Genomic DNA, 17,577 nt, shown 5'->3' with positions numbered 1-17,577 from the left:
GGGCGAAGCGGAGTCCCGGCGGGGACGGGCGGAGCGACGGTGGGTGGTGGGCCGACGCACGGAGACCGGCGGGCACGGACGGAAGCCGGCAGGGACGGACGGAGAACCGGGCATGGTGTCAGCACAGGACGGTTGGGCCGGCAGCGGCAGCAGCGGTGGTGGCCGGTTCACGGTCACGGCCCGGCCCGGCCCGGAACCGGCCATCGTGGTGGTCGAACTCGCCGGCGAGCTCGACCACGACACGGCGGAACCGCTTCGCGCGGCCCTGGACGACGCGATCGCCGGCGGGGCACGGCGGATCGTCGTCGACTGCGCGGAGCTGCTGTTCTGCGACTCCACCGGGTTGAACGTGCTGCTGCGGGCGAGACTGGCCGCGCAGGAGAGCGAGGCCCGCGTGGAGCTCGCGGCGCTGCGGCCACAGGTGGCCCGCATGCTCACCATCACCGGTGCGGGGGCGGTCTTCCCCCGGTACGCGAGCCTCGGCGAGGCGCTCGCGGGGCCACGGCAGGAATAGCCGTGAGCGCGGCACTTCCGCAGCAGGGCCAGACCCGTCGTCTCGGGATCTCGGGGACGAGGGGCGTGGTCGGCCGCTGCCGGGACTTCAGCGCGACGGCCCTCGCCGACTGGGAATGGCTGCCGCCCGGCGGTCTCGCCCGGTCCCCGGAGGAGTTCCCGGGGGACGACCCGTACGCCTGGGACACGAGCACCGACACCGAACCGGACTGGGACGAGGAGCGGCGGGCAGTGGCCGAGGACGTCCTGATGGTGGTCTCCGAGCTGGTCACCAATGCCTGTCTGCACGCCGGAGGGCCGCTGGAGCTCGTCCTCAACTGCACCTCCGAGCGGCTCCGCATCGAGGTCAGCGACGCGAGCCCCGTGCCGCCCCGGCCACGTCCGCACGCCGACCCCGCCGTGCCCGGCGGGCACGGTCTCGTGGTGCTGGGCCGGCTGGCCCGGGCGTGGGGGTCGGTGCCCCGGGACCCGGGAAAGACGGTGTGGGCGGAGGTCACGGCCCCCCGCCGGCCGTGAGCGGCACGGGGCGCCGACCCGGTCTCCCCGTGCGACAGTCGGTAAGGGAGCAGGGGCCGGGAGCACTGCCCGCCGGGCGGGGCCCGGGCCACGGGAAACAGGACGATTCGGCACACGAGGTCGGCCATGGATGAATCCGGACACACTCGGCCCGCCACGGGGCGCGAGGCGCTGGAAGAGGTCCGGCCACCGGCGGAACTGAGCGAGGAAGGGCTCAGGAAGCTCCTGGCCGGGCTCACGGCGGTGCGCGACGGCGACTTCTCCGCGCGGCTCCCGGAGGAAGCCGACGGGATCATGGGTGAGATCGCCGCCGTCTACAACGGCATGGCCGACCAGCTTTCGCTGGTCACCTCCGAGGTCACCCGGGTCGCCAGCGAGGTCGGCGGAGAGGGACGCCTCGGCGGGCACGCCCGGGTGAAGGGCGTGAGCGGGGTCTGGCAGGAGCTGACCACCGGTGTGAACACCATGGCCGACAACCTCACCTCGCAGGTGCGGTCGATCGCCCAGGTCGCCTCCGCGGTCGCCCGGGGCGACCTGACGCAGAAGATCCGGGTCGATGCGCGGGGCGAGATCCTGGAGCTGAAGGACACCATCAACACCATGGTCGAGCGGCTGTCGTCGTTCGCCGAGGAGGTCACCCGGGTGGCCCGCGAGGTGGGCACCGAGGGCGATCTGGGCGGTCAGGCCACCGTCCGCGGGGTGTCTGGCACCTGGAAGGACCTCACCGACAACGTCAACTCCATGGCGAACAACCTCACCAACCAGGTGCGCAACATCGCCCAGGTCACCACCGCCGTCGCCCAGGGCGACCTCACCCGGAAGATCGACGTGGACGCGCGGGGCGAGATCCTGGCGCTCAAGACGACCATCAACACGATGGTCGACCAGCTGTCGTCGTTCGCCGCCGAGGTCACCCGGGTCGCCCGTGAGGTCGGCAGCGAGGGGCGGCTGGGCGGCCAGGCCGAGGTCGAGGGCGTCTCCGGCACCTGGAAGCGGCTCACGGAGAACGTGAACGAACTGGCCGGGAACCTCACCCGCCAGGTCCGCGCCATCGCCGGCGTCACCAGCGCCGTCGCCGAGGGCGATCTCACCCGGTCGATCACGGTGGAGGCGCCGGGCGAGGTGGGCGACCTCAAGGACAACATCAACATGATGGTGGAGTCCCTGCGCGCCACCACCCGCGCCAACGAGGAGCAGGACTGGCTCAAGACCAATCTGGCGCGGCTCGCCGGGCTGATGCAGAGCAGCCGCGACCCGGTCCAGGTGGCCCACGTGATCATGGAGGAGCTGCCGCCGCTGGTCGCGGCCCAGTACGGGGCGTTCTTCCTGGCGGCGCCGACGGGCGAGCGCGAGGGCGGGGGGACGGGCGAGGGTGCGGGGCAGGACGCAGGCACGGGCGAGGGGGCGGCCGGTACCGAACTCGTCAGGATCGCCTCCTACGCGGCGCCGCCCGCCGGTCCGTCCCGACCGCCGTCGCGCTTCCGGCTCGGTGAGTCCCTGGTCGGGCAGGCGGCGCTCAGCCGCCGTACCATCGCCGTCGACGATCTGCCGCCCGGCTATCTCACGATCTCCTCCGGACTCGGTGCCGGACCGCCGGGGGCGCTGATCGTGCTGCCGATCCTCGTCGAGGACCAGGTGCTCGGCGCCGTGGAACTCGCCGCTCTGCGGCCCTTCTCCGGCCTCCACCGCGACTTCCTCGACCAGTTCATCGAGACGGTCGGCGTCATCGTGAGCTCCCTGATCGCACACGCCCGCACGGACGAACTGCTGGAGCAGTCGCAGCTGCTCACCGCCGAACTCCGTGCCCGCTCGCAGGAACTGCAGGTACGTCAGGAGGAGCTGCAGAGCTCCAACGCCGAACTCGCCGAGAAGGCCGCCCTGCTGGCGGACCGCAACCGCGACATCGAGCGCAAGAACCTGGAGATCGAGCAGGCCCGGCAGGAGCTCGAGGAACGGGCCAAGCAGCTCTCCCGTACGTCGATGTACAAGTCCGAGTTCCTCGCCAACATGAGCCATGAGCTGCGCACCCCGCTCAACAGCCTGCTCATCCTGGCCCAGTTGCTCGCACAGAACCCCGAGGGAAACCTGACGGAGAAGCAGGTCGACTACGCGGAGGTCATCCACTCCGCAGGCTCGGACCTGCTCCAGCTGATCAACGACATCCTCGACCTGTCGAAGGTCGAGGCGGGGAAGATGGACATCCACCGTGAGCCGTTCGCGCTGGGCCAGCTGCTGGAGTACGTCGAGATGACCTTCCGGCCCCTGGCGACCGAACGTGAGCTGGAGTTCCGGGTCGTCACCGCGCCCGGCGTACCCGCGGAGATCACCACGGACGAGCCGCGGCTGCGGCAGGTGCTGCGCAACCTGCTCTCCAACGCCCTGAAGTTCACCGAGCGCGGCGGGGTCGAACTGCGGGTCCAGAACGCGGCCGACGACGAACTCCCCGAGCGGATGCGCGGCATGTCGGTGGTCGCCTTCCGGGTGCGGGACACCGGAGTCGGCATCGCGCCCGAGCACCTGGACGCCATCTTCGGCGCGTTCCAGCAGGGTGCCCTCGCCACCGGCCGCCGCTACGGCGGTACCGGACTGGGGCTCTCCATCAGCCGTGAGGTCGCCCAGCTCCTGGGCGGGGTGATCGTCGCCGAGAGCCGGCTCGGTGAGGGCAGCGAGTTCACCTTCTACGTGCCCATCGGCGGCAGCCTGCCGCGCGGCCCGGACTCAGGTGCCCCGGAGGGATCCCTCGAGCCCGGCGGCGACACCTCGGCCGCCCTGCGCGGATCGCTCGCCGGACGCGTGGTGCTCATCGTGGACGACGACGTACGGAACGTGTACGCGCTCACCGAGATCCTGGAGGCGGAAGGGGTGCATGTGCTCACCGCCGCCGACGGGCGCTCCGGTATCGAACTGCTCACCGCCCACCGTGAGGTGGACCTCATCGTGATGGACGTGATGATGTCCGGCATGGACGGCCACACGGCCACCGCCGAGATCCGCGACATGCCGGGCTTCGCCGACGTGCCGATCATCACGGTCACCGCGAAGGCGATGCCCGGGGACCGGGCCAAGAGCCTGGAGTCCGGGGCGAACGACTACATCACCAAACCCGTCGACGCCCACGACCTGGTCGAACGCGTACACCATTGGCTCGACCGCGACTGAGGCGGCCGGGTCCGGGCAGGCGCGAGGCCCGAAACGACCCCGGAACCGCCGGGCGGCGCCTCCGGGGTCTCAGGACACCCGGACGACCACCAGGCTCGTGTCGTCGTCGGTGTCCCCGGTGACCGCCGCCAGCAGCGCGTCCGCCTGCTCGTCCAGTCCGGCGGGAGCGAGCCGCTCCACCGCCCGCCGCAGCCTGTCCAGTCCCTCGTCGATACCGGATCGGCGGCTCTCCACCAGCCCGTCCGTGTACAGCATCAGGGTGTCCCCGGGCTCCAGCCGCGTCACCGTCTCCCGGTACGCGGCCTCCGGGACCGCGCCGAGAAGGATGCTCCGCGGCGGTTCGAGCAGGTCGGCCGCCCCTTCGCGGAGCAGCACCGGCGGGAGGTGACCGGCGCTGGCCCAGCACAGCGAGCGGTCCGACGGGTCGTACAGGCCGCAGACGGCGGTGGCGGTCGGATGCCCGTGCGTCTGCAGTGTGACCTCGTTGAGCCAGGCCATCAGCCGGCCCGGGGTGTGCCCGGTGAACGCGAGCCCGCGCAGGGCGTTGCGCAGCGCCACCATCCCCGTCACCGAGTCGATGCCGTGCCCCGCGATGTCCCCGGTGACGACGAGCACCCTGCCGTCGGGCAGCGGCAGCACGTCGTACCAGTCGCCGCCCACCCGGTACTCCTCGGCGGCCGGCCGGTAGCGGGCCGCCACCTGCAGACCGGGCAGCCGCTGGAGTTCCGGCACCTCGGGGACGATCGCCTGCTGGAGCTGGAGGACGAGCTGGTGCCGCAGCGCGGCCTGGGTCTGTGCGGCGGTCAGCCGGTCGAAGGTGGCGCTCAGCGCGATCTCGGTGTGGTGCTGTGCCGAGACGTCCTGGTACACGCCCGTGATCCCGGTGAGGACGCCGCCCGTCAGCAGCGGTTCCGCGGCGATCCGCAGATGCCTCAGCCCGCCGTCCTCGCGGACCGCCCGCACCACGGTGTCGGTGCCCTCCCGGCGCTGTGTCAGTTCCACCAGCAGTTCGTTGAGCTTGCCGGTGTCCTCGCGGTGCAGATGCGGGGCGAGCCGCCGCAGCGGCACCGGGGAACCGCCCGGCTCGAGGCCGAAGATCCGGTACGCCTGCTCGCTCCACCGGGACTTCCCGGTGATCAGGTCGTCCTCGAACGCGGCCAGGTTCTCCAGCCGGCCCAGCACCCGGCTGAGGGAGAGTTCGGGATTCGTGGCACCGTGCCAGAACACCACCGTACGGTCGGGGCCGACGGGGAGCACCCGTACGTCGTGCAGCGGGTCGGGGTCGCCGGACCGGTGCTCGACGGGCACCCGGGCCACCCGCTGCGGCGCCGCCGACTCCCGGGCGGTCCGTGCGAGCCGTGCGAGGTCGGCGTGCATGGCGGGAAACACCTGGGCGAGCGGCCGGCCGGCGGGACCGTGCACATGGCGGGCAGAGTCCAGCGCCGGCCGGTTGAGGTGCTCGATGTGCAGGGTTCCGCTCTCCGGGTCCGCGCGCAGGGCCATGGCGGGATGCGTCAGCAGATCGAGCAGCGGGGCGAGTACCCCGGGATCGGGGGTGCCGGGAGCGCCGGCGTCCAGGATCCGTGCGGCCGGTACGGCCAGCCCGGTCAGCGACCGCCGGACGGACTCGTCCAGAGCCGCGGGGCCCGGCCAGTCGACCAGGGCGAGCCCGGTCACCACACCGCGCTGCCGCAGCGGCAGCACCGCCCGCGCGGAGCCGGGCGCGGGGCCCGGCAGCGCTTCGGCCGCGGACGTACCGTCGGGCAGCCACAGGGGCGTTCCGTCGTTCAGTACCCGGTGCAGGGCGCTCCCCGCCGCCGGCGGCACCCAGCGCCAGTGGGCCGCCTCCAGCGGGTTCGCCCCGGCCTGGCCCGCCAGCCGCAGGCAGTCCGTCTCCGTACGGCGGAACAACCACAGTGCGCGGGCGCCCAGCGGGCGCATTCCACCGTTCAGCAGGGTCGCCGCGATCTCGTCGACCGCGTCGCCCGTCTGCGCCGCCGCCTCGGCGGCGGCCTCGACGAACCGCGCCTTGCGGCCCTCGGTCCGTTCCTCGTCGGCCGCGGCCGGTGCGGTGCCGTCCGCCGTCCGCGGGCCGGTGCTCCCCTCGGGGGCCGGACCGCCCGCCGCCCCGGACGGGCCGGTGGCGCCGTTGACGATGTCGGCGGCGATGTCCTCCGGGCCGACGTCCATGGTCTCGGCCAGCTGGGCCAGGTGGTCCATCGCCTCGCCGGGGCTGAGGGAGTGCCGCGCGACGAGTACACCGCAGGCCAGGTCGAGCAGATGACGGCGGGCGACATCGCGGCGCAGCGCGGCGAGTTCGGCGGTGAGCTGCGTGACCGCGTCGGCCAGCGGGTCGGGTCCCGGCTGGACCGGTCCCTGCTCGGACATGGTCATGTCGTCTCCAGCGTGACGAACCGGATTCTACCCGTGCACAACGCCCCGGGTCCCGGACCGCCGGGTGGCGGACGGCCGCCGCACCCGGTGTCGGGTCCGGCGGCCGTCCCCTCGACGATCAGGTGCCACGCGGCCGGTCGGTCCGCCGGCCCTGCGGCCCTCTGGAGCCGTGCTGCTGGGGTCGGTACGTCTCCTGCCTCGCGTGCGCCGGTGGCCTCTCCTGCGAGACCTCGCCGGTGTCGCACTGGCGGCGCAACTCCTCCGCCCTGCGGTGCAGTCGTTCACGGTGCTCGGGGTCCTTGCAGCGCTCCGCGCCGCGGGTGAGCTCGTCGGCCATGAACCGGAGCTCCTCCGACGTCCTGACCGGTTCGCGTGCTGTGCTCATGGCTCCTCCTTCCGGGCCCGGACGCCTGACGCCGCCGGGCCAGGGGCCATCTGCCAGGCAAACACGGCGGAGCCGCCCGCGCATCCGCACACTGTCACCCAGTGTGACGAAGTGGCCTGTAGCTGGGGTGTTCCTCCTCCGTCCCGACCGCCGGTCGGGACGGAGGAGGAACCCGTACGCGCGGCGACGGCGCGTGGGGCCGGCGCGCGGGCCTCGTGGGCGCGGGTCCCGTGCGACGGGGTTCCGTCGGTGCCGTGGCTCCTTCCGGCGCTTTCCGGGATAACCGGGAGGAACCCGGGCAGGCGCGGTGTGTCAGGGAAGGGAGCGAGTCATGACACAGCTGGTGAAGGACGTGATGACGGCCGGAGTGCTCACGCTCCCGCCCGAGGCGTCGCTCGTCGAGGCGGCCCGGCTGATGCGTGACATGGACGTCGGGGACGTCCTCGTCGCGGACAGGGACCGGTTGCTCGGGATGCTGACGGACCGGGACATCGCGGTGCGGTCGGTGGCCATGGGGCACAACCCGCACATCATGCCGGTCCGGTCCGTCTGCACCCCGGACGTCCTCACGGTGCGTCCGGACGCGGACTCCTCAGAGGCGATGAGGACCATGAGGGATCACGGGGTGCGCCGGCTCGCGGTGGTGGAGGACGACGGCCATCCGGTCGGCGTCGTCAGTCTGGGCGACCTCGCGAGGGCGCGTGAACCGGGTTCCGCCCTCGCCGGTATCAGTGCCGCGCCGCCGAACAACGGCGCCTGAGCCAGGCGGCCGCCGAACCGCGGGCCCCGGCGGAGGTGCCGCGTCGGCGGGCGGGCCGTGCGGACGGAGGTGGCGCGCCGAGGACGGGACGGAGGGACGGCCGGGCCCGGTGCCCACGGTGCGGGCCCAGGGCCGCCCTGTCCGCGGGGCGTGCCGCCGAAGCCGCCGAGACCCATCGGCGGGCGGCTTCGGGCCCCGCGCACCCCGGATTCACGGGCGGCTGAACCGGCTCCACGGGCGCCAGACGACCGAACCGTCCGTCACAGGTGCCAGTGCGCGTAATGCTGCTCGATGAGCCGGACGGTGGCCGCGTCGTCGTACCGCCCCCGCTCGAAGTCCGGCGCTTCCTTGATCTGCTCCTTGGGGCAGTCCAGGTACACCACTTCCCGTTCCCGGTCGATCCGCGACACCACCCCGGCGGGGACCAGCCTGCGGTGACCGAGGATCCAGGGGCCGGTGTCCACGACGATGTGGCAACGCCCCACGTCCTCCGAGTGCTTGTCGATCTTGCCGATGGGCCCGTCGGTGGCCTCGACGCGGTATCCGACGAGTTCCGCGCCCGGTGCGTGTCCCGAACTCTCCGGGAAGCCCCACATGCCTGCTCCCATGGCGTCGTCCTTTCCTCCGGGGGTGCGAGTCCCGGGCGGGGTGCGGCCGGCGACCCGCCCGGCCCCGCTGAGCCGCGACCGCAGGACGGCACGTGCGCGGGACGGCGCTGCCTCGGGGCAGCGCCGCCTCAGCGCCGCGGCCTCCCGTGCTCCGGTGTGCCGTCGTCGGCGAGCAGCGCCGCGCGCAGCTCGGTCAGGACGCGGGCCAGGAGCCGGGAGACGTGCATCTGCGAGATGCCGAGCCGTTCGCCGATCTCGGACTGGGTCAGGTCCTCCCCGAATCGCAGGGACAGGATGGTGCGTTCGCGTTCCGGGAGTCGGGCGATCAGCGGCTTCAGGCACTCCAGGCACTCGACGACGTCCAGGGCCGGATCCTCGTGGCCGAGACGGCGGGCGAGGGGGCTCTCGTTCTCGTCGTCCTCGAGCGGCTCTATCGAGCGGGCGACATAGCCGTTGGCGGCCTGCTGGCCCTCGACGACCTCCTCCTCGGTGAGTTCGAGGTGGGCGGCCAGTTCCGCCGCCGTGGGGGCGCGGCCCAGGTCCTGTTCCAGCGCGTCGTACGCCTTGGCGAGGTCCAGCCGGAGCTCCTGGAGCCGTCTCGGTACGCGTACCGCCCAGCTGGTGTCGCGGAAGAAGCGCTTGATCTCGCCGACGACGGTGGGCAGCGCGAAGGAGGTGAACTCGACCTCGCGCCCGACGTCGAAGCGGTTGATCGCCTTGATCAGGCCGACCGTGCCGACCTGCACGATGTCCTCCATCGGCTCGCTGCGGCCCCGGAACCGGGCGGCGGCGTACTTCACGAGGCTCAGATTGAGTTCCACCAGCGTGTTGCGGACGTACGAGTACTCCGTCGAGCCCTCCTCCAGCGTGCGGAGCCGCTGGAACAGGGCGAGCGACAGCGCACGCGCGTCGAGCGCGCTGACGGTCCGGAAATCCGGGATCTCCGGCAGATCGTCGAGCGCCGCCGGCCGGCTCGGCCGGGCGGCACCGACGTCGGGGTCACGGGTGATCGGGAAGCTGGACATGAGCGTCCTTCGACGGAAGGGGGCCGGCGCCACCGGCTGTGGCGGGACCGTCGGTCGGGCTCTGTCGGCCTGATACCCAAATGTACCTATTTGACGCATTCGGCGTTCGGGCGTCGCCGGGGGGATGCCGTGAACGTCCGAGAGGCCGCGAACCGCCCACGTACGGTCGGCGTGCGCCTACCCTGCGTGGCGACGGGCGAGGTGGACGAGGCGGCCGTCAGGGCAGGTAGCGCTCCAGTGCGGCGGCACCCTTCTCGGCGATCTCCTTGCGGGCGCGGGCCACGTTCTCGGGCGTGCACTCACGGCCGGACGCCATCACCAGGTCCTCGGGGTCGAAGGGCCGTTCCGATCCGGTGAAGAGCTGAACCGGCCGCTGCCTGCTCTCGGGCTGCTGCTCTTCCGTGTTGTCCTGCTTCATGATCTGCCTCCGGGCGAATCCCGTAGCTGGGGGACTGAATACCAGCATCACGCGGTATCCCGCCCGGTGCAGCCCGGCAGACGAAACGGGCCGGGAATCCGGCCCGTTGTGAGCGGACGGTCACACCGCGCAAGGGGCCGGTGTGTGCGGTCCGGTCCCGTCGGCGTGACGTCCGTCCCCGCCCGGGACCGTACCCGACCGGGAGTGTGAGGCGTCCGGGCAGACGCGGTGGGCATCGACCCGGGCGGGCAACGCGAAGTGTGTCCCGGCCGGACCGCTTGACGTGTGTCCCTCGCCGGCCGGGCGTCAGGCGATCGACGCCGAGACGATCGCGGCCACCGCGAGGTTGCACGACGCCGTGACCCAGACAGCCGGGTGGGGTTCCGGCTCCACCAGCGTCGCCCCGAGCTTGCCCGGGGTCACCAGGTCCACCACCAGGAACGCCACGGCCATCAGCGCCAGCCCCAGCACGCCGAAAGCGGCCGTCGACGCCAGCCCCTTGCCGAAGTCGTCGTAGGTCGTCCAGATCGAGGTGAACACGATCCCGCCGATCCCCAGCAGCGCCGAGCTCAGCAGAACCGCGGCGTTCCGGTTGCGCTCCTCCCAGATCAGCCGGCCGAGCTTGCCGGGCGTCAGTACGTCCACCAGCACGATGCCGAGGACCAGCAGCACGACGCCGAGGGCACCGTAAGCGGTGGCCCGGCCGAGTCCGTTGACTATGTCCGTCATGGGGAAGGCAGTCTCCGTCGTCCGAGAATGATCGTGGTCGAGGCGCGGCAAAATGTATCGCACGCGCATCGCGGCGGCGACGGACTCGGGCCGGAGGACTGGGGGAGAACGCCGTACCGGTGGCGCCGACGCCGCGAACCGGGCGCGGCGGAGCCCGACTCGGGAGGCGCACCCGGGCCCGCGGCCCCGGAGGCCCTCCACACCGGTGCGGCCGGGCGGGCGCGGCGCCCGGGGCCCGGAGTACCCGCGCCAGGACGGGGGGCCGGCCGGGCGGTGGGTCGCGCCCCCATCGACGACCGTTCCTGGGGAGACGTCGCACGTGCCCGACCCGCCGACCCCGCCGGTGCCGTGACCTGCGTCTCCGTGACGGTCGTGTGCGCTAATTCAGTACGCAAGTACGCCTTCCGCAGCCGAGAATCAAGGCTCACGAACGGGAGGACGCATGAGCCGGGCGAACCTGACTCTCCATGAGCTGCTGCCGCCGCAGGAATTGGCGGAGGCCATCGACGCGGGGCACGTGACCCGAAAGGGCCACCCCCGACTGCCGCTGTCGATCTACACGTACACGAGGACGTGCCAGTACGAGCGGATCTGGAACCGGGTGACCACGCGCTGCCGCGGTCTCGTCGCCGACGACGAGACCGGCGAGGTCGTGGCCCTGCCGCTGCCGAAGTTCTTCAACGTCGGTGAGCACGAGGCCGGTCTGCCCCACGCGCCCGCCCTCCCGGACGAGCCGTTCGAGGTGTACGACAAGGTCGACGGAAGCCTCGCCGTGGTGTTCCACTACGCGGGCCGCTGGCGGGTCGCGTCCAAGGGCTCGTTCATCAGCACCCAGGCCACCTGGGCGCAGCGGCTGCTCGACGGCAGGGACACGTCCTCGCTGGTGCCCGGAGTGACCTACCTCGCCGAGATCCTGTACCCGCAGAACCGGATCGTCGTCGACTACGGGGACCGCCGCGACCTGGTGCTGCTCGCCGCCTTCGCCAAGGACGGCCGCGAGGTCCCGCTGGACGAGGCCGCCGTCGGCTGGAAGACCATCGGCTCCGTCGTGACCGTGTGGCCCGCCATGCCGCTCGCCGAACTCCTGGCGCTGGCCGAGTCCAACCGGCTCCCCGGCGGCCGGACGGCCACCGGAACCGATGCCGAGGGGTTCGTGCTGCGATTCGCTTCGGGAGTCCGTGCCAAGGCCAAACTGGCCGAGTACGTACGGCTGCACAAGGTGCTCACCGGCGTGACGGAGCGGGACGTCTGGCGCGGCCACGGCATCCAGCGCTTCGCCGGGAGACCCGCCAAGCAGCTGGCCCAGGCACTCAACTGCTCCGCGGCCGATATCGAGGCGTCCGGCGGCAGGCCCCTGGACGCGCTGTTGGAGCAGGTGCCCGACGAGTTCGACGCCTGGGTGCGGGAGGTGATCGCGCGGATCGACACCGAGGTGGCGGAGCGCGAGCGCGCCATCGACGACGCTTACCGCTCCATCGCCCATCTCGCCGGGGACCGGGGCGCGTTCGCGCGTGCCGCGAAGACGTTGCCCGATCCCGCGGTGCGGCCCGCCATGTTCCAGCGCCTGGACGGCCGTCCCACCGAGCTGATGACGTACCGGTCCGTCCGGCCCGAGGCGTCCGACCCGTTCACGTCCGACGAGGAGAACTGAAAGTGCCCGTAGTACACGTCATGACCGGCCTCCCGGCCTCGGGCAAGACCACCGCCGCCCGCGAACTGCAGGCCGGTGCCGAGGGCAGGATGCGCCGCGTCAACCTCGACGACCTGCGTCGGATGCTCGACGTGCCGGCGCCCGAGCGCGGCCGGTCGCACGCCCACGAGCAGACCGTTCTGGCGATCCAGGACGCCGCGGTGCGGGCGGCCGTCGAGGGCGGCTTCGACGTCGTCGTGGACAACACCCACCTCACGCCGCACATCCCGAAGCGGCTGAAGGCTGCGGTTGCCGGGCAGGCGACCTTCGTCGTGCACGACTTCACGGACGTACCCGTGGAGGAGTGCGTCCGGCGCGACGCCGGACGGGAGCGGGCGGTGGGCGAGGAGATCATCCGGATCCTCGCCGAGAAGCACGTCAAGGCCACCCGGGGCGGCTGGCGGCTGACCGCGGAGTGGCTCAACGACCAGCCGGCGGTCGAGCCGTACGCCGCGGACCCCGCGCTGCCGACGGCGGTGATGTGCGACATCGACGGCACCCTCGCCCTCCGGGGCGACCGGGGGCCCTACGACTTCACCCGTTGCGAGGAGGACCTGCTGAATGTGCCGGTCCGCGACGCACTCGGCTCCTTCCGCCGTGCCGACGGCGATGTGATCGTGCTGCTGTCGGGCCGCGGCGAGGAGCACAGGGAGCGGACGGAGGCATGGCTGGCGCGGTACGACGTGCCCTACGACGAGCTGTGGATGCGCGCGGCCGGTGACCACCGGCGCGACGACGTCGTGAAGGCCGAACTCTTCGACCGCCACGTCCGCAGCCGTTTCGCGGTACGCGTCTCGCTCGACGACCGCGACCGTGTCGTGGCCGTCTGGCGGCGTATGGGCCTGCCGACCTGGCAGGTCAACTACGGCACCTTCTAGGGCGGGTGGCGAGCGCGGCTCCGTCCGCCCGCAGGGTGGGGCCTGCGGCGTCCGGTGCGTGCGATCGCAACGCGGGGGGTCGTCCTCCCGCTGGACGTACTCGGATGACTCCGACGACGCCGCGTGGGGGTACCTCTCGTGCCCGAAGGGCTACGGGGGAGTGCGTGCCAGGTGTCGCGGGCCGGGAGGACTCTCCCAACACGGCCTAGCGGCACCGCCGATGTTCGCCCGTCGGGGCAGGGCCGGTGCCTGCGCCGCACGGCCGCCGGAAGCCCCGGTGGTTTCCGCGACCAGGGCTTTCCGCCACCAGCGACTCCGGCTCGACGGCGAGGGACCGTCCGGGGCGGCGTGACGGGGCACGGCTTGCCGGGAGGGGCACTGGCGGCGCGGGTCCACGTCGGCGGGTCGCAGCTCGTCGCCCGTCGGCGGCGTGGTCCGCGCCGGACGTCCGTGGCGCCCCGTCCGTCGGTGGTGCGCCCGTCAACGGGCGCTGCCGGGAGCCGTCCCCCAGGAGGCCGCGGCGGCCGACCGCGATCGGGCGTTCGGTCGGCGGTCGACCACGGGCGACCGCCGAAAGCCGGCCACCCGGCCGGGAGCCGTCCGCCGGAGGTGTCGTCGCACGGATGACGTGCGGCGACACCGTCCGACGGACGTCAACGGCGCTTCCTGCCCACGGAGCTCAACGGTCCTTCCTCCGGCGCCGCGCTCCGGCGAGCACCATCAGCCCCGCTGCGGCGACGCCGGCCGCCGCCAGAGCCGTACCGGGCCGCCGCCGTGCCGCACCAGCGAGGGCGAGGGCCCGTTCTCCGGGGCGGGCGTCCGGGTTCCGTGCCCCGGTCACCGTCCCGTGCCGCCTCGTGGCCGGGGACGCGACCGACCTCCCGCGCGCCCGCGCCGTCGCCCGCAGCGCCTTCTCCTTGGCCTGCGCGGCGACGGTCGAGGCCCGCGCGCTGATCCGGGTCTTCGCGTCCGTCCGCACCGTCGATGCCACCACGGTGTCACCTGCTCTCTTCGGGATCCGGTGTCTCCGGAGCGGTTACCCGCACTCAACGGGCGCACACGGGCCGGGCCTTCGGCGCCCGGCGGTCCGGTCGGCGGCCGGAGGGCCGCGGAACGGATCGCCGGGCACCGACTCCGGGCCGTCTCACCGTCCGGGGCGTGCCGGTCTCGCACGCGGGGTGGATCCCCGGTCTCGGAGCGGCTCTACCGTGCCCCGAGGCCGGCGCACCCGTGTTCGGGGAACGGCGCGTGTGCGCCCCCGGGCCGGTGCTACTCCCGCTCCGGGCCAGGGCGTACTCCCGACGCGGAGCGCTCAGCATCCCGCCCGGCGCTCGTCCTCCTCGCTCCACGCCGAGGTGTCCCGGGGCTCGACGTACGGCTCCGCGTCCGCCGGATGACCGCCGGCGATCGCCCGCTGGCGCGCGAGCTCGGCGTCGAACTCCAGCCCGAGCAGAATGGCGAGGTTGGTGATCCACAGCCACACCAGGAAGATGATGACGCCGGCGAGGGTGCCGTAGATCCTGTTGTAGGAGCCGAATCGGGACGCGTACAGCGCGAACCCGCCCGAGGCCGCCAGCCAGATGAGCACGGCGAGGGCACTGCCCGAGGTGATCCATTTGAAGCCGTGGCCGCGGGCGTTCGGCGCCGCCCAGTAGAGGAGCGCGATCATCAGCGTGACCAGGACGACGAGCACCGGCCACTTGGCGATCGACCACACCGTGACCGTGGTCTCCTCGATGCCGAGCCCCTCGCCGGTCCTGCGGGCCAGACCGCCCGTGAACACCACGATCGCGCCGCTGACCACCGCGAGCACCATCAGGACGACCGTCAGGCCCAGCCGCAGCCGGGCGACCTTCCACAACGGCCGGCCCTCCGGCACGTCGTACACCGTGTTCGACGCGCGGATGAACGCCCCGACGTAGCCGGAGGCCGCCCACAGCGCCGTGACCAGACCGATGACGGCCAGCGCCGACCCGAGCCCCGTGTTCCCCTGCAACTGCTGCACCGCGCCGGTCAGGATCTCGCGTGCGGGACCCGGGGCCAGCTGTCTGACCATGTCCAGGATCTGGGTGGTGAGCCGCTCGCCCGCGGCACCGAGCAGCGCCACGAGGAGGAGCAGGGCCGGGAACAGCGACAGGATTCCGTAGTAGGTCAGGGCCGCTGCCCGGTCGATCAGTTCGTCCTCGCGGAACTCCTTGATCGTGCCGCGGACTACGGCCGCCCAGGACTTCCGGGGCATCCCGGTGGGCTCGTCCGGCGCGCGGCGCCGTACCGCCTCCGCCGGACCGTGGCGGTCCCGGTCCTCACGGTCCCCGGCTTCGTGCCCGGCTTCGCGTCCCGTGTCGTCCGCCGGTCCTGACCTGCGTGTCATACCCGGCGAATATCCGGCATTCGGGACTGCAAACGGCGACACGGCCCAGAAGATCACCCGGTGTGCCGGCCGTCGTGCTTCCCGTGCGAGAGCCGCCGCCCGACCACGAGCAGGTCCACCGCCGCGACCAGCGCGAGGACCCCGCACACCACGGCCAGCGCGACGAGCACTCCCGGGGTCGGGGAGTCCAGGGGTCCGGACGCCCCGGCCCAGGCCGCGAACAGGACGGTACCCGCCACGAAGACGGGCACGGCGACGAGTGAGAGCACCAGGCGCAGGGTCAGCGCGCTCCGGGCGGTGACGGGCTCCGTTCCGGTCCGGTGTGACATGAGGACCTCCCGCGTTCGCTGGACCGGGTTCCGCGCCGATCGCCGGGCCGTCCCGGTGGGCGCGGTTCGTTCCTCCCCGCCCTGCGCCTACCCGCCGAACCGGGCCCCGACACGGCGCGCGAACCTGCGGGACGGCCCCCGCACCGGGGCGTCCCCGTCCGTGTCCCGGGTGACACGGGCAGCGACGACCGTACGGGGGTCCGGCAGCGGTTGTACGGTAAAGGGAACTGCTTGCCGCGTGCAGCCGGTGACCGCGGAGGATCGGGTCGAGCCGGGTTCGGGGCGCCGGTCGCGGCAGGCGCGAACCGCGGCACCCGGGTGGTGGTCCTCCGGCCGAAGCGAGGCGACTTTCGATGTTGATGGCACACCCTGCGGTCCTGGACAACCTCGTGGAACAGTACGAGACGCTCCGGCTCCTGCACGCCGAGAACGGCAGCGAGCCCGTGCGCCGGCGCATGGAGGACGTGGCGTACACCCTGTGCGTGTCCACGGGGACGAGCGACGTCGACGCGGCACTCATCGCCGCACGCTTCCATCTCCCGGGCGCGCGCCCGGAGGACGACTCGGTACTCTCCACCTGACCGCACCCGGCGAGTGGCCACAGGCACGGAGTCCGACCGGCCTGGAGGGACCCGACGAGTGGCCACCGGCACGGAAGCCCTCCCAGCCCTGGATCGCCCGGCACGGGGCGTCGGCGTACCGTCGGAAAGAGGGCATACGGGCTCGCCTCTCCGACCGCCGCGGCCGAGGCGGGGCGGGGCAGCCCCGCGAAGCGAGGCGAAACACGATGAGTGCCACCAGCCGTGACGACGTGGTCCGCAGTGTCTTCTCGACGACGGATGCGGAACAGGGCAGGGCGTATCTGGCCTCCGCCTACGGTACGGACATCCGTATGGGCGCGCCGACGACGTCCTCCCGCGCGCCGTTCCGGCACGAGCGGCGTGCGACGGCCGAACTGGCGCTGGACTCGGTGCGGATTCCGGCGGAGGCACACTACTTCCTGGAACCCGGGCCGCACCTGCTGATGACGCAACTCCTCTCCGGGCGCCAGGACGTCGACTGCGCCGGTACCGACACCAGATGGGTGAAGGGGGACGTGATGCCCGCCGGCCGGCCGGACATGCCCCACCGCACGCACGCCGACCACGTCGAGTCACGCACCGCGCGCATGGAGCCGGAACTGCTGCGCGACGTCGCGGGCCTGGGCGAGGAGGAGCCGCGCGAGCCGATGCGGATGCCGCGGCCCCAGGAGCCGGCGCCGGCCGCGCACGCCGCGGTCTGGGAGGCCGCGACGCACCGGGCATGGGATCTGCTCGGCGAGGACAGCGCGGCCGGAACCCTCCTGTCGCGCGACGCGGCGGCCCGCATGGTCGCGGCGGTGGCCCTGTCGATGTTCCCGAACAGCTACACCGAGCACGACCCACTGGCCTCCGGCACCGGCAACGTCGGTGAGGCGACGGTTGACCGCGCGGCACAGTACATCCACGACCACGCCCACCGTCCGATCACGCTCACGGACCTGGCCGCGGCGGCGGGGGTCTCCGCCAGGACCCTCCACGACGGCTTCCGCCACTTCCACGACACGACTCCCATGGGCTACCTGCGCCGGGTTCGCCTGGAACGCGCGCACCGCGAACTCCGCACGGCAGAGCCGGGGGAGGGCGAATCGGTGGAGACGATCGCCGCACGCTGGGGCTGGGGCGACCCGCACGCCTTCTCCGCCGTGTACGGACGGGCCTACGGGACGCCCCCTTCGCGGACGCTGACGGCCTCGGGGCTCCTGCACGACTGACGTGGGACCA

General features: G+C 72.8%; 17 protein-coding genes. 8 read left to right on the top strand and 9 right to left on the bottom strand.

From position 1 onward, the window contains the following. Positions 1 to 112 precede the first annotated feature (112 nt). From O7595_RS03540 to O7595_RS03530, 3 genes are all read left to right on the top strand, one after another. Entirely contained in the window at positions 113 to 514 is a 402-nt protein-coding gene (locus O7595_RS03540; protein ID WP_269727262.1) for an STAS domain-containing protein, read from the top strand. Beyond that, complete coding sequence (locus tag O7595_RS03535; protein WP_443071812.1) at positions 511 to 1,029, top strand: ATP-binding protein; 519 nt, start codon at positions 511 to 513, stop codon at positions 1,027 to 1,029. The genes O7595_RS03540 and O7595_RS03535 overlap by 4 nt, the downstream gene beginning before the upstream one ends. A 126-nt stretch (positions 1,030 to 1,155) precedes the next feature. Continuing rightward, positions 1,156 to 4,188: a HAMP domain-containing protein gene (locus O7595_RS03530; protein WP_269727260.1), complete on the top strand. Its 3,033-nt coding sequence runs from the start codon at positions 1,156 to 1,158 to the stop codon at positions 4,186 to 4,188. A gap of 69 nt (positions 4,189 to 4,257) precedes the next feature. Here the strand turns inward: O7595_RS03530 and O7595_RS03525 are convergent, their stop codons facing one another. Continuing rightward, the gene (locus tag O7595_RS03525; RefSeq protein ID WP_269727259.1) at positions 4,258 to 6,582 is read right to left on the bottom strand and encodes a SpoIIE family protein phosphatase; all 2,325 of its coding nucleotides are present in this window, start codon (positions 6,580 to 6,582) and stop codon (positions 4,258 to 4,260) included. A 118-nt stretch (positions 6,583 to 6,700) separates the two neighbouring features. Continuing rightward, positions 6,701 to 6,967 carry a DUF6381 family protein gene (locus O7595_RS03520; RefSeq protein ID WP_269727258.1) on the bottom strand — a complete coding sequence of 89 codons (267 nt, stop codon included), beginning with the start codon at positions 6,965 to 6,967 and terminating at the stop codon, positions 6,701 to 6,703. Positions 6,968 to 7,298: 331 nt separating this feature from the next. Between O7595_RS03520 and O7595_RS03515 the strand changes: the two genes are divergently transcribed. After that, positions 7,299 to 7,727, top strand: coding sequence for a CBS domain-containing protein (locus O7595_RS03515; protein WP_269727257.1), 429 nt, complete (start codon positions 7,299 to 7,301; stop codon positions 7,725 to 7,727). A gap of 260 nt (positions 7,728 to 7,987) precedes the next feature. Here the strand turns inward: O7595_RS03515 and O7595_RS03510 are convergent, their stop codons facing one another. From O7595_RS03510 to O7595_RS03495, 4 genes are all read right to left on the bottom strand, one after another. Continuing rightward, positions 7,988 to 8,335 carry a PRC-barrel domain containing protein gene (locus O7595_RS03510; protein WP_269727256.1) on the bottom strand — a complete coding sequence of 116 codons (348 nt, stop codon included), beginning with the start codon at positions 8,333 to 8,335 and terminating at the stop codon, positions 7,988 to 7,990. A gap of 128 nt (positions 8,336 to 8,463) precedes the next feature. Continuing rightward, on the bottom strand, positions 8,464 to 9,360 hold the full coding sequence (locus O7595_RS03505) for a SigB/SigF/SigG family RNA polymerase sigma factor (protein ID WP_269727255.1): 897 nt from the start codon (positions 9,358 to 9,360) through the stop codon (positions 8,464 to 8,466). 217 nt (positions 9,361 to 9,577) lie between these two features. Then, entirely contained in the window at positions 9,578 to 9,778 is a 201-nt protein-coding gene (locus tag O7595_RS03500; protein ID WP_269727254.1) for a hypothetical protein, read from the bottom strand. Positions 9,779 to 10,084: 306 nt separating this feature from the next. Then, positions 10,085 to 10,507 carry a DUF350 domain-containing protein gene (locus tag O7595_RS03495; protein WP_269727253.1) on the bottom strand — a complete coding sequence of 141 codons (423 nt, stop codon included), beginning with the start codon at positions 10,505 to 10,507 and terminating at the stop codon, positions 10,085 to 10,087. 442 nt (positions 10,508 to 10,949) lie between these two features. Between O7595_RS03495 and O7595_RS03490 the strand changes: the two genes are divergently transcribed. Both O7595_RS03490 and O7595_RS03485 read left to right on the top strand, forming a co-directional pair. After that, positions 10,950 to 12,158 (top strand): RNA ligase, encoded by a 1,209-nt coding sequence (locus O7595_RS03490; protein WP_269727252.1) that lies wholly within the window; start codon positions 10,950 to 10,952, stop codon positions 12,156 to 12,158. A gap of 2 nt (positions 12,159 to 12,160) precedes the next feature. Beyond that, entirely contained in the window at positions 12,161 to 13,075 is a 915-nt protein-coding gene (locus O7595_RS03485) for a phosphatase domain-containing protein (protein ID WP_269727251.1), read from the top strand. Positions 13,076 to 13,754: 679 nt separating this feature from the next. On the opposite strand, the gene O7595_RS03480 is transcribed toward O7595_RS03485, so the two are convergent. The 3 genes from O7595_RS03480 to O7595_RS03470 all read right to left on the bottom strand — a co-directional run bounded on the left by O7595_RS03480 (position 13,755) and on the right by O7595_RS03470 (position 15,775). Continuing rightward, positions 13,755 to 14,069 (bottom strand): hypothetical protein, encoded by a 315-nt coding sequence (locus O7595_RS03480; RefSeq protein WP_269727250.1) that lies wholly within the window; start codon positions 14,067 to 14,069, stop codon positions 13,755 to 13,757. 318 nt (positions 14,070 to 14,387) lie between these two features. After that, complete coding sequence (locus tag O7595_RS03475; protein ID WP_269727249.1) at positions 14,388 to 15,446, bottom strand: YihY/virulence factor BrkB family protein; 1,059 nt, start codon at positions 15,444 to 15,446, stop codon at positions 14,388 to 14,390. 53 nt (positions 15,447 to 15,499) lie between these two features. After that, entirely contained in the window at positions 15,500 to 15,775 is a 276-nt protein-coding gene (locus tag O7595_RS03470; protein ID WP_269727248.1) for a DUF6343 family protein, read from the bottom strand. Positions 15,776 to 16,128: 353 nt separating this feature from the next. Between O7595_RS03470 and O7595_RS03465 the strand changes: the two genes are divergently transcribed. Next, positions 16,129 to 16,356, top strand: coding sequence for a DUF5133 domain-containing protein (locus O7595_RS03465; protein WP_138051898.1), 228 nt, complete (start codon positions 16,129 to 16,131; stop codon positions 16,354 to 16,356). A 206-nt stretch (positions 16,357 to 16,562) separates the two neighbouring features. Further along, positions 16,563 to 17,567, top strand: a complete 1,005-nt coding sequence (locus O7595_RS03460) for a helix-turn-helix transcriptional regulator (RefSeq protein WP_269727247.1) — start codon at positions 16,563 to 16,565, stop codon at positions 17,565 to 17,567. Positions 17,568 to 17,577 lie beyond the last annotated feature (10 nt).

The sequence above is a fragment of the Streptomyces sp. WMMC940 genome, assembly GCF_027460265.1.
Taxonomy (GTDB): domain Bacteria; phylum Actinomycetota; class Actinomycetes; order Streptomycetales; family Streptomycetaceae; genus Streptomyces.
The sequence above is the reverse complement of the archived record's forward strand: the minus strand, read 5'-3'. Positions and strand labels throughout refer to the sequence as shown.